26 protein-coding genes and 1 pseudogene are annotated in these 15,222 nt (G+C 53.2%); all 27 read left to right on the forward strand.

What is annotated here, in order from left to right; all coding sequences use genetic code 11:
* The first annotated feature begins 5 nt into the window (after window positions 1-5).
* The 27 genes and pseudogenes from rplP to rpoN all read left to right on the forward strand — a co-directional run bounded on the left by rplP (window position 6) and on the right by rpoN (window position 15,185).
* Window positions 6-422, forward strand: a complete 417-nt coding sequence (gene rplP / locus P0119_17370) for a 50S ribosomal protein L16 (GenBank protein MDF0667818.1) — start codon at window positions 6-8, stop codon at window positions 420-422.
* Window positions 423-459: 37 nt separating this feature from the next.
* A complete protein-coding gene (rpmC, locus tag P0119_17375; GenBank protein MDF0667819.1) occupies window positions 460-669 on the forward strand; it encodes a 50S ribosomal protein L29 in 210 nt (69 codons plus the stop codon).
* Between the two features lie 8 nt (window positions 670-677).
* The gene (rpsQ, locus tag P0119_17380; protein MDF0667820.1) at window positions 678-944 is read left to right on the forward strand and encodes a 30S ribosomal protein S17; all 267 of its coding nucleotides are present in this window, start codon (window positions 678-680) and stop codon (window positions 942-944) included.
* A 62-nt stretch (window positions 945-1,006) separates the two neighbouring features.
* Complete coding sequence (gene rplN / locus P0119_17385; GenBank protein ID MDF0667821.1) at window positions 1,007-1,375, forward strand: 50S ribosomal protein L14; 369 nt, start codon at window positions 1,007-1,009, stop codon at window positions 1,373-1,375.
* A gap of 22 nt (window positions 1,376-1,397) precedes the next feature.
* A complete protein-coding gene (rplX, locus tag P0119_17390) occupies window positions 1,398-1,727 on the forward strand; it encodes a 50S ribosomal protein L24 (GenBank protein ID MDF0667822.1) in 330 nt (109 codons plus the stop codon).
* An 8-nt stretch (window positions 1,728-1,735) separates the two neighbouring features.
* Entirely contained in the window at window positions 1,736-2,380 is a 645-nt protein-coding gene (gene rplE, locus P0119_17395; GenBank protein MDF0667823.1) for a 50S ribosomal protein L5, read from the forward strand.
* A 45-nt stretch (window positions 2,381-2,425) separates the two neighbouring features.
* A complete protein-coding gene (locus tag P0119_17400; protein ID MDF0667824.1) occupies window positions 2,426-2,611 on the forward strand; it encodes a type Z 30S ribosomal protein S14 in 186 nt (61 codons plus the stop codon).
* A gap of 49 nt (window positions 2,612-2,660) precedes the next feature.
* Window positions 2,661-3,056, forward strand: a complete 396-nt coding sequence (gene rpsH, locus P0119_17405) for a 30S ribosomal protein S8 (GenBank protein ID MDF0667825.1) — start codon at window positions 2,661-2,663, stop codon at window positions 3,054-3,056.
* Window positions 3,057-3,099: 43 nt separating this feature from the next.
* Window positions 3,100-3,636 (forward strand): 50S ribosomal protein L6, encoded by a 537-nt coding sequence (gene rplF / locus P0119_17410; GenBank protein ID MDF0667826.1) that lies wholly within the window; start codon window positions 3,100-3,102, stop codon window positions 3,634-3,636.
* Between the two features lie 9 nt (window positions 3,637-3,645).
* On the forward strand, window positions 3,646-4,011 hold the full coding sequence (rplR, locus tag P0119_17415) for a 50S ribosomal protein L18 (GenBank protein MDF0667827.1): 366 nt from the start codon (window positions 3,646-3,648) through the stop codon (window positions 4,009-4,011).
* 83 nt (window positions 4,012-4,094) lie between these two features.
* Window positions 4,095-4,604 carry a 30S ribosomal protein S5 gene (gene rpsE / locus P0119_17420; GenBank protein ID MDF0667828.1) on the forward strand — a complete coding sequence of 170 codons (510 nt, stop codon included), beginning with the start codon at window positions 4,095-4,097 and terminating at the stop codon, window positions 4,602-4,604.
* Window positions 4,604-4,822, forward strand: a complete 219-nt coding sequence (rpmD, locus tag P0119_17425; GenBank protein MDF0667829.1) for a 50S ribosomal protein L30 — start codon at window positions 4,604-4,606, stop codon at window positions 4,820-4,822. The genes rpsE and rpmD overlap by 1 nt, the downstream gene beginning before the upstream one ends.
* The gene (gene rplO / locus P0119_17430) at window positions 4,819-5,268 is read left to right on the forward strand and encodes a 50S ribosomal protein L15 (GenBank protein ID MDF0667830.1); all 450 of its coding nucleotides are present in this window, start codon (window positions 4,819-4,821) and stop codon (window positions 5,266-5,268) included. Before rpmD ends, rplO begins: the two co-directional genes overlap by 4 nt.
* Window positions 5,261-6,580 carry a preprotein translocase subunit SecY gene (gene secY / locus P0119_17435; GenBank protein ID MDF0667831.1) on the forward strand — a complete coding sequence of 440 codons (1,320 nt, stop codon included), beginning with the start codon at window positions 5,261-5,263 and terminating at the stop codon, window positions 6,578-6,580. The genes rplO and secY overlap by 8 nt, the downstream gene beginning before the upstream one ends.
* 4 nt (window positions 6,581-6,584) lie before the next feature.
* On the forward strand, window positions 6,585-7,241 hold the full coding sequence (locus P0119_17440) for an adenylate kinase (protein ID MDF0667832.1): 657 nt from the start codon (window positions 6,585-6,587) through the stop codon (window positions 7,239-7,241).
* A complete protein-coding gene (map, locus tag P0119_17445) occupies window positions 7,238-7,996 on the forward strand; it encodes a type I methionyl aminopeptidase (GenBank protein MDF0667833.1) in 759 nt (252 codons plus the stop codon). The genes P0119_17440 and map overlap by 4 nt, the downstream gene beginning before the upstream one ends.
* A 32-nt stretch (window positions 7,997-8,028) precedes the next feature.
* Entirely contained in the window at window positions 8,029-8,247 is a 219-nt protein-coding gene (gene infA, locus P0119_17450) for a translation initiation factor IF-1 (protein MDF0667834.1), read from the forward strand.
* A gap of 18 nt (window positions 8,248-8,265) precedes the next feature.
* Complete coding sequence (gene rpmJ / locus P0119_17455) at window positions 8,266-8,379, forward strand: 50S ribosomal protein L36 (GenBank protein ID MDF0667835.1); 114 nt, start codon at window positions 8,266-8,268, stop codon at window positions 8,377-8,379.
* 116 nt (window positions 8,380-8,495) lie between these two features.
* Entirely contained in the window at window positions 8,496-8,894 is a 399-nt protein-coding gene (gene rpsM, locus P0119_17460) for a 30S ribosomal protein S13 (GenBank protein MDF0667836.1), read from the forward strand.
* A gap of 27 nt (window positions 8,895-8,921) precedes the next feature.
* Window positions 8,922-9,305 (forward strand): 30S ribosomal protein S11, encoded by a 384-nt coding sequence (rpsK, locus tag P0119_17465; protein ID MDF0667837.1) that lies wholly within the window; start codon window positions 8,922-8,924, stop codon window positions 9,303-9,305.
* An 87-nt stretch (window positions 9,306-9,392) separates the two neighbouring features.
* Window positions 9,393-10,019 carry a 30S ribosomal protein S4 gene (rpsD, locus tag P0119_17470; GenBank protein ID MDF0667838.1) on the forward strand — a complete coding sequence of 209 codons (627 nt, stop codon included), beginning with the start codon at window positions 9,393-9,395 and terminating at the stop codon, window positions 10,017-10,019.
* 82 nt (window positions 10,020-10,101) lie between these two features.
* Window positions 10,102-11,103, forward strand: coding sequence for a DNA-directed RNA polymerase subunit alpha (locus tag P0119_17475; GenBank protein MDF0667839.1), 1,002 nt, complete (start codon window positions 10,102-10,104; stop codon window positions 11,101-11,103).
* A 24-nt stretch (window positions 11,104-11,127) separates the two neighbouring features.
* A pseudogene (rplQ, locus tag P0119_17480) lies at window positions 11,128-11,475 on the forward strand (50S ribosomal protein L17).
* Window positions 11,476-11,725: 250 nt separating this feature from the next.
* Window positions 11,726-12,298, forward strand: coding sequence for an LPS export ABC transporter periplasmic protein LptC (gene lptC, locus P0119_17485; GenBank protein MDF0667840.1), 573 nt, complete (start codon window positions 11,726-11,728; stop codon window positions 12,296-12,298).
* 64 nt (window positions 12,299-12,362) lie between these two features.
* Window positions 12,363-12,878, forward strand: coding sequence for an LptA/OstA family protein (locus P0119_17490; protein MDF0667841.1), 516 nt, complete (start codon window positions 12,363-12,365; stop codon window positions 12,876-12,878).
* Window positions 12,875-13,657, forward strand: a complete 783-nt coding sequence (gene lptB, locus P0119_17495) for an LPS export ABC transporter ATP-binding protein (GenBank protein MDF0667842.1) — start codon at window positions 12,875-12,877, stop codon at window positions 13,655-13,657. Before P0119_17490 ends, lptB begins: the two co-directional genes overlap by 4 nt.
* A 19-nt stretch (window positions 13,658-13,676) precedes the next feature.
* Complete coding sequence (gene rpoN / locus P0119_17500) at window positions 13,677-15,185, forward strand: RNA polymerase factor sigma-54 (protein MDF0667843.1); 1,509 nt, start codon at window positions 13,677-13,679, stop codon at window positions 15,183-15,185.
* Window positions 15,186-15,222: the final 37 nt, after the last annotated feature.

The raw sequence follows: 15,222 nt of genomic DNA on the forward strand, positions 1-15,222 counted from the left end.
GAGCCGTGTTAGCGCCTAAGAAAGTCAAATTCAGAAAAATGCAGAAAGGCCGGATGACCGGGAAGGCCTATCGTGGGGGGCAGATTACCCTAGGAGAATTTGGTCTGAGAGCACTGGAACCAGGGTGGGTGACCAGCAGGCAAATTGAGGCCGCGCGTATTGCCATTACTCGGTATGTGAAACGGGGAGGGCAGGTATGGACGCGTATTTTCCCCGATAAGCCGATCACCAAAAAGCCGGCGGAAACTCGAATGGGCAAGGGAAAGGGCAATCCTGAATACTGGGTTGCTGTCGTGAAACCCGGCAGGATTCTTTATGAGATGGACGGCGTCACTCAGGAAACAGCTCGAGAAGCTTTCCGGCTTGCATCACACAAATTACCCATTGCCACGAAGTTGGTCATTCGCGGAGAGTTTGGGTAGGTTTTCAAGGATCTGAAGAGGAGCAGGGGATATGGCGTTGGACGTCAAAGAGCTCCAGCAGTTAGGGGCAGGCGAACTTGTAGACAAAGAAAAACAGCTTGTGCAAGAGCTGTTCAATCTCCGTTTTCAGTTCGGCTCCGGGCGGCTCGAGAATCCCATGCAAATTCGGAAAACGAAGCGGGACATTGCGCGGGTGAAGACTGTTCTCCGGCAAGTGAAGGCTCGATCAGAGGGGGCTAAAAGGTAGGGGGCTCTATGGCTGAGGTGGCAAAGCGTCGGCATTGGTATGGCGACGTCGTCAGTAACAAGATGCAAAAGACGGTCGTCGTCGTGGTTTCGAGATCGGTCGTGCATCCGGTCTATAAGAAGGTTCTCAAGCGTGTGACCAGACTGAAGGTCCACGATGAAAGTGGCACGTGTAAAGTGGGAGATCGGGTCAAGCTCGTGCAGACCAGGCCATTGAGCAAGCAAAAGAACTGGCGCGTTGTTCAAGTCATGGAAAAGGGTCAACCTGAAAAGTAAGCAGCAGTATTTCTTCCGGTTCCGTTTGTTGTCGAGCGTAGGATGAGCGTAGGAATTGAGCGATGATTCAGAACTACACATATATGGATGTGGCTGATAATTCGGGTGCGAAACAGGCCATGTGCTTTCATGTTTTCGGAGGGACGAGACGCCGGTATGCGTCGCTCGGAGATATCGTGGTGGTGGCAGTCAAGGAGGCGATCCCTCAGGCCAGTGTGAAGAAGGGCGATGTGAGTCGGGCCGTCATTGTCCGAACGACCAAGGAGGTTCGTCGCGAAGATGGGTCCTATATTAAGTTTGATCGAAACGCGTGCGTCTTAATCAACAAAGAGGGCGAGCCGATTGGAACGCGTATTTTCGGCCCCGTTGCCCGCGAGCTCCGCTGGAAGAAATTCATGAAGATCATTTCTTTGGCACCTGAAGTATTGTAGGGCAGAACGAACGAGAGGCATCGTGGAAGTACTCCGAAAAAGCAGAATCCGAAAAGGGGATACGGTCGTGGTGGTTGCTGGCCGTGAACGAGGCAAGACCGGGAAGGTTCTGTCGATCGACCTGCGGGCCGGGAAGGTGGTCGTGGAGAAGCTGAATATCATCAAGCGACACACGAAGCCGAACCAGAAGGCGAAGCAGGGAGGCATTCTGGAGAAAGAGGCACCGCTTCAGGTTTCCAACGTCATGTTTCTCTGTCCGGTCACACAGAAGCCTACCCGGATCGGGATTCGAGTTTTGGAAGACGGGCGACGCGTGCGTTTTAGCAAGAAGTCCAACGAGACCGTGGAATAGGTTACGCAATGGCCAAGGAACCGAAAAGCCGACCTGGTAAGCTGTCAGAGCGAAAATCCTCGAAGAAAGAGCCGGCTCCGCAACTGGACCAGGGAAGCGAGGAGTCCAAGTTCCGACCACGGCTTCGTGACATGTATGCGCAGCAGGTGGTCCCCGCACTCATGAAGGAGTTTGGGTACAAGAACATCATGCAGGTTCCCAGGCTTGAGCGTGTAGTGTTGAACGTTGGAATGGGTGAGGCGATTCAGAATGTAAAGCTCTTGGAGAGTGCTGTGACGGAATTGGGAATGATCACCGGTCAAAAGCCGGTCGTGACTCGAGCCAAGAAGGCCATCGCCGGATTCAAGCTTAGGCAAGGATTGCCCATCGGTGCGAAGGTGACGCTTCGTAGCCGGCGGATGTATGAGTTTTTCGATCGACTAGTGACACTAGCGCTTCCTCGAATACGAGACTTTCGCGGTGTCTCTCCCAAGGCCTTTGATGGTCGGGGGAACTATACCCTTGGCTTAAAAGAGCAGCTCATCTTCCCTGAAATCAAGTACGATGAAGTGGCCTCGATCCATGGAATGGACATTACGGTTGTTACCACAGCCAGGACGAACGACGAAGGGAAAGCTCTTTTGAAGCACCTGGGTATGCCGTTCCGTGCGTGAAAACGGCATGCCTCAACAGCGACTGTTTGAACGGAAGGAGTGCTTGTGTCACGATTGGCACTAAGAAATAAGGCGGCGACGAAACAAAAGTTCTCCACGCGGAACTATCATCGGTGTGGAGTCTGCGGTCGGGTTCGCGGATATCTCCGTCGGTTTCGGATGTGCCGAATCTGCTTTCGGGTGATGACACTGCGCGGAGAGATTCCCGGAGTGCGAAAATCCAGCTGGTAGCCGGTGTGCTCGTGCCGGTGACTGACAATGGAGGATAGAAGGATATAGCATGGTTACCGATCCGATCGGCGATCTTCTTGTTCGTTTAAAGAATGGCGCACAACGTCGTTATGAAACCGTCACGGTTCCTACCTCAAAGCTGAAGCGTGCTATTTTGGAGATCTTGAGGAAGGAAGGTTATGTTGATGCGATCGAGGATGGAGTTCATGACGGACATCCCGTTCTGACTGTGCGTCTCCGATACGTGGGCGAAGGGCAGCCGATGATTACCGGGCTGGAGCGTGTCAGTAAGCCGGGACGTCGCGTCTATGTCGGAAGTCAGGATATCAAGAAAGTCCGCAATGGGATCGGTGTGTCCATCCTTTCTACATCAAGAGGCGTCATGACCGACCAGGAATCCCGTAAGAGTCGTCTTGGGGGAGAGGTTCTCTGCTCGGTATGGTAGGCGGCTGAGTCGCGTCGATCTCGATCAAAGGGTATAACAGACCATGTCCCGTATTGGAAAAAAGCCGATTGCAATTCCGGGTGGAGTAGAAGTCAAGGTTGCCGGGTCAACCGTATCTGTCAAAGGCCCATTAGGTAAGCTGGATTGGTCGCTCGTGCAAGGGGTGGACGTTGCCGTCAATAATGGCCAAGTCGCTGTTGGGCGATCGACTGACGATCGTAAATTGAGAGCCTTGCATGGGCTGACCCGTGCGGAATTGAGCAACATGATCCACGGTGTCACCAAGGGGTATGAACGTTCGCTTGAAATCACCGGAGTGGGTTACAAGACCCAAATTCAGGGTCGTACATTAAGTTTCAATGTGGGTTATATCAACCCAGTGATCTATGAGGTGCCGACGGGTATCGATGTGAAGGTGGACAAGCAAACGCTCATCAACATCAAGGGAGTTGATAAGCGTTTGGTGGGCCAGGTGGCGGCTGATCTGCGTGCCATTAAGCCGCCGGACGTCTACAAACAAAAGGGCGTTCGCTACGCGGGCGAGACATTGCGAAAGAAGGAAGGTAAGACCGGAAAATAGGAACTGGCCATGAATGCTGCAGACAAAGTTCGACAGCTTGATCGACGGCGCCGACGAGTGAGGCGTACGATTTCTGGGACGGGAGAACGACCACGCCTGAACGTATTTCGGAGCGCGAGCCATATTTATGCTCAAATAATCGACGACATTCGAGGCGCTACACTGGCGTCCGCGTCATCGCTTGATAAATCATTACGTAAGTCTCTCAAGTCGACCGGTGGAATTGAAGCGGCCAAGGCGGTAGGGAAATTGATCGCCGATCGTGCCAAGGTCGCTCAGGTCAGCACTGTGGTTTTTGATCGGGGAGGCCGGATGTATCACGGCCGAGTCAAAGCCCTTGCGGATGCGTCGCGTGAAGGGGGCTTGCAATTCTAGATTGGCTGGAGACCAGGTGAGCACAGCAAGCGTGTGACCTATGCGCCGAACGGTAACTGAACTTAGGACTGCGGGGTAAGAGCGTGCGAGTCAATCCCGATGAGTTAAGCTTGAAGGATAAAGTCGTATTCATCAATCGCGTTGCCAAAGTGGTGAAAGGTGGGAAGCGGTTCAACTTCTGTGCGCTTGTCGTGGTCGGTGACGGTCATGGCTGGGTTGGGATAGGCAAGGGGAAAGCCGCTGAAGTCCCGGTGGCGATTTCAAAGGCCGTCGAACAAGCCAAGAAACACCTCGTTCACGTCGCGCTGAAAGGCGGAACCATCCCTCATGAGGTGCATGGGTTGTTTGGGGGAGAGCACGTATTGCTTAAGCCGGCCGTCGACGGTACCGGAATTATCGCCGGAGGGGCGGTTCGTGCCGTCGTGGAGTTAGTCGGTGCGCATAACGTCATCGCAAAAACGTTGGGCCGTGGGAACCCCTTCAATGCGGTTCGCGCGACGCTAGATGGGCTTACCCAATTGAGAAACTTGGATGATGTTCTGCGCTTCCGTAGGCAAGCGGTTGCCGAAGGGCGAGAAAGGGCTACAGTGTGATGGATTCCGCAAAGACTGCAAAAGCTCCCAATCATGATGTTCAAACTGTGCGGGTGACATTGCGACGTAGCGCCATCGGAACACCTGAACGGCATCGCCTTGTCTTGCGTGGTCTGGGTCTTCGACGTATTCGACAGACGGTTATCCGTCCGGACACGCCTCAGGTGCGAGGAATGATCCGTAAAGTCGGCTATCTGCTTGAGGTTGGAAAGCCATGAACCTCCATGATCTGGCTCCCGCACAAGGAGCAAAGAAGCGACGAAAACGCATAGGACGAGGGCCTGGGTCCGGTCACGGGAAGACCGCCACAAAAGGTCATAAGGGACTGTTGGCTCGATCAGGGGGTGGCAAACGTCCGGGATTTGAAGGCGGACAGATGCCCTTGGTACGCCGACTGCCCAAGTTCGGCTTCACCAACCCGGCACGGACGGAATATGCAGTCGTCAACATTAAGAGTTTTGAACGATGGGTCGGAAACGAGCCGGTCACGCCACAAGCCATGGTTGATGCCGGACTAGTGAAGCGAAAAAAGTTGCCGATTAAAATTCTTGGCAATGGCGAGTTGAAGAGATCGCTCGTTGTTCAGGCGCATAAGTTCAGTAAATCGGCTGAAGCCAAGATCCAAGCGGCCGGAGGGCGAGTCGAGGTCATCGGCGGTGCTTGAACGGCTCCTGACCAGTTTTCAGAATATCTTCAAGATCCCCGAGCTGCGGACTCGTGTTCTCTTTACGCTCGGCATGCTTGTGGTGTATCGGATCGGGTCTCACATCCCGACTCCTGGCATCAACGGTGAGGCCCTTTCCGAGTTTTTGCAAAAACAAGGGGGGGCCTTGTTGGGGTTCCTCGATATTTTCTCAGGCGGTTCATTATCCCGCCTGACGATTTTTGCGCTGGGCATAATGCCCTACATCAGCGCATCGATCATCCTCCAACTGTTGACGGTCGTCATCCCGCATTTGACCAAATTGGCCAAGGAGGGCGAACGAGGTCGGAAGAAGATCATTCAATACACCCGGTTTGGGACGATCGGCATTGCCCTGATTCAGGGGTTTGGTATTGCGGTTGGACTGGAACAAATGAATCAGGGAGCGTTCGTGCTCAATGCGGGATGGGGATTCCGTCTCATGACGGTCATCACGTTGACGGCCGGCACGGGGTTCCTGATGTGGCTCGGTGAACAGATCACTGAGCGAGGGATCGGCAATGGCATCTCTTTGATCATTTTTGCCGGGATTGTCGCCAGGCTGCCTGCGGCCGTGGCACAGACCTACAATCTGTACGAAATCGGTCAGCTCAATGCGTTTGTATTGATCGGATTGACGGTTTTGATGATCGGCGTCGTCGCCGCCATTGTTTTTTTGGAGAGTGGGCGCCGGAAAATTCCGGTGCAGTATGCAAAGCGGGTGATCGGGCGACGGGTCTATGGAGGACAGAGTACACACATTCCATTGAAGATCAATACGGCCGGGGTCATTCCACCCATATTTGCCTCGTCGATCATCGCATTTCCTGCGACCATTGCGGGGTTCTTTGAGACGCCATGGGTGAAATCGATCGGGGCGCAGCTGGCCCCTGGATCGCTGCTCTACACCTTGATGTATGTAGGGCTCATCATCTTTTTCTGTTTTTTCTACACGGCAGTGGTCCTTAACCCCGTTGATATGGCCGACAACATGAAAAAGTACGGAGGTTTTATTCCTGGTATCAGGCCTGGTCAACGAACCTCCGACTATATCTACAATGTCCTCACGAAGATTACATTTGCCGGCGCTATCTATCTGGCCATCGTCTGTGTAATTCCGGAATTTCTCATTTATAAGCTGAATGTGCCTTTTTATTTTGGCGGCACCTCCCTGTTGATCGTTATTGGCGTGGGCCTGGATACGGCCCAGCAAATTGAATCCCATATGTTGATGCGGAATTACGAGGGATTTTTAGGCAAGGGTATGGCTCCGTTGCGCGGGAGGAGCGGGTAGGGACATGCGGCTTGTGTTTCTCGGTGCTCCGGGTGTTGGGAAAGGTACGCAGGCTGATAAGGCTGCCGTTCAGTATCGCATTCGTAAGATTTCAACCGGTGATTTACTTCGGGAGGCGGTTCGGAATAGGACGCCCCTTGGCCTTGAAGCCAAAGAGCATATGGATCAGGGAAGGTTGGTTCCAGATTCAGTCGTCATAGGACTGGTACGGGAGAAACTTGCTGATTCATCACATGCCAATGGGTTTATTCTCGATGGATTTCCAAGGACGGTTCATCAGGCTGAAGCGCTCGCGAAGGTGCTTGCTGAACGAGGCCTTCAGCTGGATCGAGTGATTCATTTCAGGGTTTCACGAGAAGAAATTGTCAAGCGGTTGAGCGGGCGCCGGAGCTGTCCCAAGTGCCAGGCGACCTATCATGTGGAGTTCGCGCCATCCAAGAGTGGCAATTTCTGTGAACGTTGTGGAGCAGCGTTGGTTCAGCGAAGCGATGATCAGCCGGAAGCGATCGAGATGCGTCTTCGTGTATATGAAGAGCAGACAGCGCCCTTGATCACCTTTTATGAGGACAAGCAAGTTTTGTCGCATCTCAATGGCGCCGAACCGGTTGAGACGGTCTATCACAATCTCGTGAGAGAGCTGACGGCATACCAGACGGCATGATCATTCTGAAAACGCCCTCCGAGATTACGGTGATGGCCGAGGCGTCAAGAGTGGTAGCTGAAGCGCTCGCGATTGTGAGGAAAGCAGTCTGTCCAGGTATCAGCACGGATGAGTTGGACTGTATTGCCGAGGAAGCGATACGGGCCAGGGGGGCAGTTCCAGCGTTCAAAGGCTACCGGAACTATCCCAAGACCCTTTGTGCATCCGTGAACGAACAGGTCGTTCACGGTATCCCTTCGAAGCGAAAGCTAAAGGAGGGGGATATCATCGGATTGGATCTCGGTGCTATTGTGGGTGGGTTCTATGGGGATTCTGCCGTGACGGTAGCGGTTGGGCGGATTCCAGAAGCGACAGAAAAACTGGTTCGAGTGACGGAAGAGGCACTTTATCTTGGGATCAAGCAGGCTGTGGTCGGCAACCGTTTGACAGACATTTCGAACGCTGTGCAACAACATGTCGAATACGCTGGCTACTCGGTTGTCACCGAGTTTGTGGGCCATGGGATTGGTCGGCAATTGCATGAGGAGCCTCAAGTTCCCAACTATGGGAAGCCGAGTCAAGGGCCTCGATTGCAACCAGGTATGGTGCTGGCGATCGAACCAATGGTGAACATGGGTCGGAGTGCCGTGCGTGTGCTTGGGGATCGGTGGACAGCAGTCACGGTAGATGGAAGCCTATCTGCTCACTTCGAACATACGATCGCCGTCCAAGCCAGCGGAGCGCCTCGCATTTTGAGCCAATTGGAGACAACCTAGAGTCGGTTCATCAGGAAAGAATACAGCAGGACGTGGCAAAAGAAGACATTATTGAAGTCCAAGGCTTGGTGGCGGAGACGCTTCCCAACGCCATGTTTCGGGTCAAGCTGGATAACGGCCATGTCATACTGGCTCACATCTCTGGGAAAATGCGGATGCATTTTATCCGTATCCTGCCCGGCGACAAGGTCACGGTGGAAATGTCACCATACGATTTGACCAGGGGCCGCATCACCTATCGCTTCAAGTAACGGGAGTGGCGAATTGTCATGAAGGTCAAATCATCAGTGAAGCCCATATGTGCCAAATGCAAGGTTGTCCGTCGTCGGGGGGTCGTGCGGATTTTATGCAAAAACCCACGCCATAAGCAGCGACAAGGATGAAGAAAAGTGCCGAGCCGTGAGTGTTGAGTTCGGAGCCGGCATTATAGCGGATCCCAATGAGGAGACATTTCACAGCATAGAACTCAACGCTCCGCACTTAGAACTGGAGGGGAGGAATGGCACGTATTGCCGGCATCGATTTGCCACGGAATAAGCGGACGGATATCGGGTTGACCTACATCTATGGAATCGGACGCATGTCGGCTCAGAAGATTCTCAATGAAGCGGGAATCGATGGAGCGGTCCGGGTCAAAGACCTGAGCGAAGATAGGATCGTCAAGTTGCGTGAAATCATCGAACGTGATTACAGGGTCGAAGGAGACCTACGCAAAGAGGTGTCGTTGAATATCAAGCGGTTGGTTGATACGGGGACCTATCGAGGGTTGCGTCATCGCAAAAGCCTGCCGGTCCGCGGACAACGAACCAAAACCAATGCTCGGACACGTAAAGGACGGCGCGCAGGCGTCAGTAGCAAGCCGAGACCCACGGTGACCAAAGGGGCCTCGAGCACCTAGTCTGCAGAAACAGCCGAAGGAGTTCGCATGAGCGTCAAAAAAGGGAAAAAGAAAGAACGTCGGATAGTCCAAAGTGGAGTGGCACATGTTCAGGCCTCATTCAACAATACGATTGTGACTATCACTGACATGAGCGGAAACACGGTGGTGTGGGCAAGCGCAGGCAATCAAGGGTTCAAAGGATCGAGGAAGAGTACCCCCTTTGCTGCTCAGCGAGCCGGGGAGACCGCAGCGCGAAAAGCCATGGAAAGCGGAATGCGGCAAGTCGATGTGTATGTGAATGGACCAGGGTCCGGTCGCGAATCGGCGATCCGTTCACTCCAAGGAGCGGGTTTGCGGATCAATCTGATTCGCGATGTCACGCCGATCCCGCATAATGGTTGTCGACCTCCCAAACGTCGGAGAGTCTAAGGGACGTGAAACGTTAATCGTTAAACGTGAATCGAGGGGCGATTAACGAGTAACGTCTAACGGTTAACGAAGAACGAGGAGGGAGCAGTGGCAAAGTATCGTGGTCCAGTCTGTCGGTTGTGTCGACGAGAAGGGGAGAAGCTGTTTCTCAAAGGCACGCGTTGTATGACGGAAAAGTGCGCGGTCGAGCGCCGGAGTTATCCGCCTGGCCAACATGGGCAGGGGCGACAGCGCACTTCTGACTATAGTCTGCAGCTGCGCGAAAAGCAGAAGCTGCGTCGGATCTACGGCCTTCAGGAACGCCAATTTCGCGGCGTCTTCGAACGTGCAGAACGACAGACCGGCGTTACGGGCGACGCCTTGTTGCGTTTGCTCGAATGTCGCGTGGACAATGTGGCCTATCGATTAGGATTCGGTGCATCGCGCAAGCAAGCTCGCCAGATGGTGAGTCATGGTCATTTCACCATCAATGGTAAGAAGATTACGGTGGCTGGGGCGCTGGTGAAACCGGGAGATGTGATCGAAATTCGTGAACGGAGTCGCGACTTGGCCGCAATCCAGGCGGCATTGGACTCGGTTGACAGTCGAGGCATTCCTGAGTGGCTTGAGCTTGACAAAGGCGCGTTCAAGGGCACTGTTCGCGCGTTGCCGGCCAAGGAGCAAATCGCGTTGCCGGTCAACGAACAGATGGTCGTGGAATTATACTCACGATAGTCTGCTGTTCTGAGCTGGGTTGTTCCGAAATCGGGGGTTATCTCTCGATGTTCTAGTCACTCGATGGTATGGAGGGTGGGTCATGATCAAAGCGATGAAAGACTTTCAGATCCCCATGCGGGTGGAAGTCGACAAGGATGCACATTCTCCCACATTTGGACGATTCACCACGGAAGCGTTTGAACGGGGGTTTGGCACCACAATCGGTAATGCCCTCCGTCGCATATTGTTGTCGTCGCTCACAGGGGCAGCGGTGACCACTGTGAAGATTGAAGGGGTCGTGCACGAGTTTTCGACGATTTCTGGTGTGGCGGAAGATGTCACAGCAATCATTCTGAATATCAAGAGCTTGCGTTTGGCGCTCCACACGGGGAAACCGAAAACGATACGGTTAAAAAAGAAGGGGCCTGGAGAAGCAAAAGGGTCGGACATTCTTCACGATGGCGACGTGACGATTCTGACGCCTGATTTGCATATGGCCACTCTCGACAAGGATGCGACCCTGGACATCGAGATGACGGTGAAACATGGTCGTGGTTACGTGCCAGCCGAGCGTAACAAAGAAGAGGGATTGCCGATCGGGGTGATCGCCATCGATTCCATTTTCTCTCCGATCAGGAGGGTCAATTTCCATGTTGAGAATGCGAGGGTCGGCCGTATGACCGACTATGACAAACTGACGATGGAGATCTGGACCGACGGCACTATCAGCCCTCGCGATGCCCTCTCTACTGGGGCCGGGATATTGCGTGAACATCTGGATATTTTTATCAATCCGGAGGAGCGCAGCGATGGGAAGAGCGAAGCGGGCTACGAGGAATCTCAGCGGGAAGTGAACAAGAATCTCACTCGAAGCGTGAACGAGTTGGAGTTGTCCGTTCGTGCGGCCAATTGTCTGAAGAATGCGAATATCAAGACAATCGCCGACCTTGTGCAAAAGTCGGAAGGTGAGATGCTCAGGACAAAAAACTTCGGGAAAAAATCCCTCAACGAAATTAAAGAAATTCTGTCGGAAATGGGACTTTCGTTAGGAACAAAGATAGAGGTCGGGACTCCACACAATGGAAGCCCAAAAGCTGAATGACGCGTTCCAATCAAGAGGATTACCGTGCGACATAGAAAAAAGGGGCGACAACTTGGGCGGCAGACGAAGCACCGGGGAGCATTGTTTCGGAACTTAGTGACCTCGTTGTTAGACCAAGAGCGTATCGAGACCACCGGAGCCAAGGCGAAAGAGGTGCGAGGGTTTGCCGATCGCATGATCACCCTTGGCAAGGAAGGTACTCTGCAGGCGCGCCGTCGAGCCTTAGGATTTCTTCACAGTAAGGCCGTTGTGTCTAAACTATTCAGTGATGTGGCGACACGATTCAAGGATCGATCCGGTGGGTACACCAGGATCATCAAAACTCGTCGCCGTATTGGCGATGCGGCTGAAATGGTTGCTATCGAATTAGTAGCTCGTCAGGAGCCAACCATAAAGAAAAAGTCCGATGCTCGTACCACTCAACCCGCACCCACCGAGGTCGGAACATCGCCGTAGTATTCTAAGTTACGACTATTCTGCTGGCGCCATCGAGACTCCCATGTGTCAACACATGGGAGTCTTTTTATTTTCAGTTCACCGGAGGCCGTTTACTTGGCAGACCGTGCATGCTACGATCGTGCCAGGTGTCGCCCTGCATCTACCAGGGGGGAATTTCTAGCGCATGTGGGAGCTTGTAGCGAGACGGGCTCTTCTCGCCTTGAGTGTGCTGTTAGCCACATTTCTCGGCTATCTTCTCTTCCGAAACGCAGATTCAGCGTCGAGTAACCGACCCATCGCTCCAGAGTCGATTGAACAAGCGGATGCGAAGATCATGGAGTTCACCTTTACACAATCACAAGGCGATGTCGTTCAGTGGCAGGTGCAGGCTAAACAGGCCCGATTATTCGAGCAAGATAAGCGTGCCGTTCTGCGTGACGTTGCCCTCACCTTTTACGGCGCAGGAGGGGATGAGGTGACTGTGTACGGGGAAGAGGGAACGCTGGATACCGCGACCAAGAATTTCAGGCTGGCAAATCGTGAAACGCCCATTGTCGTGGAGACGACGAGCGGCTATACGATTTATACCAACCACTTGATATGGATTGACCAGACACGAGAAATCCGGACGCAAGATCCTGTGCGAATGGTAGGGCATGGGTTGGAGGTGAGGGGACAAGGACTGCTTGGGCGGCTGGAATCCGAAGAATTTGAGATTCTACAGGATGTGCATGTGGATTTGGCTCCTTCTTCTTAGCGTCTGCTTTGTCGGGTCCACGTCGGCAGCTCCCTCAACGGAATCGGTGAACCTCAAGAGGAGCATGGAGGCTCCTGGTGTCTCGACCACCATCACATCAAAGAAAATGACGGTACGAAACCAAGACAGCCAAGCCATTTTCGAGGAAACGGTTGTCCTGACCAGGGGACCTCTGATCGTCCATTCCGATAAGATGGTTGTGTTATTCACTCCCCGAAACCGCACCTCTGCGCGGCCGTCAGAAGAGGGGACCGATCATCCTGAATCCCGTCGGAATCCCACGGCTCCCAAAGAACCTAACACAGCCTCGACGATGTCGAATCGTTCCGTGAGTCGTGTCGAGGCGACCGGGGACTCTCATCGTGTCCGGATCCAATACGAGAACGGCAACGCGACTTGCCAAAAAGCCGTATATTTCGTTGATGGAGAGAAAATCGTGTTGACGGGCGAACCCGTAGCTTGGGAGAAGGGTACACGTGTCAGCGGTAAACAGATTACGATTTTCTTAGCAGAAGAGCGGAGCGTGGTGGAGGGAGGCTCACACGTCCGTATCGAAGGAGAGGGACAGAACCAGCCATGACCCGGAGTGCTCATGCAGAATGTGACGCGCTCGTGGAGCCGATTGCAGCCTCGCAGCGGGATTGTCTACGTGCTACTGGATTGGTAAAAAGTTTCCGTGGCCGCAAAGTCGTCAAAGGTGTCGCCGTCGAGGTGTATGCCGGCGAGGTGGTTGGACTGCTCGGTCCGAATGGAGCGGGCAAGACCACAATCTTCGACATGATGGTCGGCTTGTGCCAGCCAGATGAAGGGGAGATCACCTTCATCGGTGAATCAGTGACCAACCTCCCGATGTACAAACGAGCGCGTCGGGGAATCGGCTACCTACCTCAAGAATCGTCCGTTTTTCGACGGCTTTCGGTGGAAAATAATGTCTTGGCGATTCTCGAAATGCTGGGGTATGCTCGTAAAGAGCGAAGCCAACGTGTGGATGCCTTACTCAAAGAATTGGACCTCATCAATATACGAAAGAGCATGGCCTATGCCCTCTCAGGTGGAGAACGCCGACGTTTGGAGATCACTCGTGCGCTAGCGGCCACACCGTCGTTCATGCTCTTGGATGAACCATTTGCAGGGATCGATCCGATTGCCGTCGCGGACATTCAGCAGATCATTACACGGTTGAAAGAAAAAAAGATCGGTATATTGATTACTGATCACAATGTACAGGAAACGCTTTCAATCGTTGACCGTGCCTACATTATCAATGAAGGATTGATCTTGGAGGCCGGGACTCCCGAAGCCATTGTGCAGAGTCCAACGGCCCGAGCCGTGTATCTTGGCGAGCAGTTCAAGTTGTAGGGGAATAGCAGAAGCATCGATGAAACTCCGGCTGGTTCCACAACTCTCGCAAAAGCTCATCATGACGCCTCAACTGCAGCAAGCGATTAAGCTGCTGCAGCTGTCTCGACTTGAGCTGCAGCAGAGCCTCACTCAGCATCTCCTGGAAAACCCGTTGCTGGATGAAATTCAATCCGATGTCGACGAGGGCGAGTCCTTGGTCACCGAGGAGAAGGTTGAAGCTCCCCCCGCACCGGAAGGACAGGATCGGTCAGAGGCAGGGGTTGAAACACGTGAAGAACAAGGGTCGCCGGAGGAGTTTTCCGCTTCCGGATGGGAAGAATACTTCGGCAGAGATCGACGGAGCGGCGAGTCTGAATACTCCGCGGCACAAGATGAGCTTCCTTCGTACGAGCAAACCGTGGCGAAAGCGACGTCCCTCGAGGAGCATCTGCTCTGGCAATTGTCCTTGTCCGGCCTCGGTGATCGAGAAAAGGAACTTGGTCGTTTGATCATCGGCAATCTAGATGATGATGGTTATCTACGTATCCCATCGTCTGAGGTCGTGGCCGGGACCGGTTTTAACGAATCCGAGGTTGAATCCGTGCTCAAGGACATCCAGACTTTCGATCCGACCGGGGTTGCTGCCAGAAATCTTCCCGAATGCCTTTTGTTACAACTCGGGCATTTAGGTCGGAATCCATTTGGGTCCCTTGGGTCTCCACCCGGCGCGCTGAAAGGATCGGTTATTGAAAGCATCGTCTTGCATCATTTGAAGGACTTAGAAAAAAAACAATATGCCAAGGTTGCGAAGGTCTTGAATATCACGATCGAGGAAGTCTTCCAAGCCACCAAAATCATTGGAGAACTTGAGCCCAAACCGGGGAGGCCGTTCGCAAGTACTCAGAACTACGTTATCGTGCCTGATGTGTTTGTAGTCAAGAATGAGGGGGAGTGGGTTGTGCTGTTAAACGACGATGGGCTGCCACGCATGAGGATCAGTCCGTATTACAAACAGCTTATTTCTTCCGGACAGGGTGGATCTCCGGAAACCAAAGCGTATATGGATGAAAAATTGCGAGCCGCTCAGTGGGTTATTCGGAGCATCGAGCAACGGAATCGGACAATCGTGAAAGTGGTTTCCAGCATCGTCAAGTTTCAAGAGAAATTTTTTGATCACGGCGTCCAATATCTCAAGCCCTTGGTTCTCAAGCAAGTGGCGGAAGATATAGGGATGCATGAATCCACGATCAGTCGTGTGACGGCCAATAAATATATGTATTGCCCACAGGGCATGTTGGAACTCAAGTTCTTCTTCAACGCTGGACTTCAGCGGGCGGATGAGCCCTCAGGCATGCATTCCTCCGTTTCAGTCAAGGATATGATCAAAACAATGGTGGCTGAAGAGGATACGGAGCGCCCCTTGAAAGACGAAGAAATTGCCGCTCGGCTTCGAAAGCAGGGGGTGCTTATCGCGCGGAGGACTGTGGCTAAATATCGGGGGGAGTTGAACATCTCATCCGCCAGCCAGCGCAAACGATTTTTTTGATCACTGTTGCTTCGCATCCAACCAGGTCTAATTGGAG

The organism is Nitrospira sp. (genome assembly GCA_029194665.1).
In the GTDB taxonomy this organism is placed as follows: domain Bacteria; phylum Nitrospirota; class Nitrospiria; order Nitrospirales; family Nitrospiraceae; genus Nitrospira_D.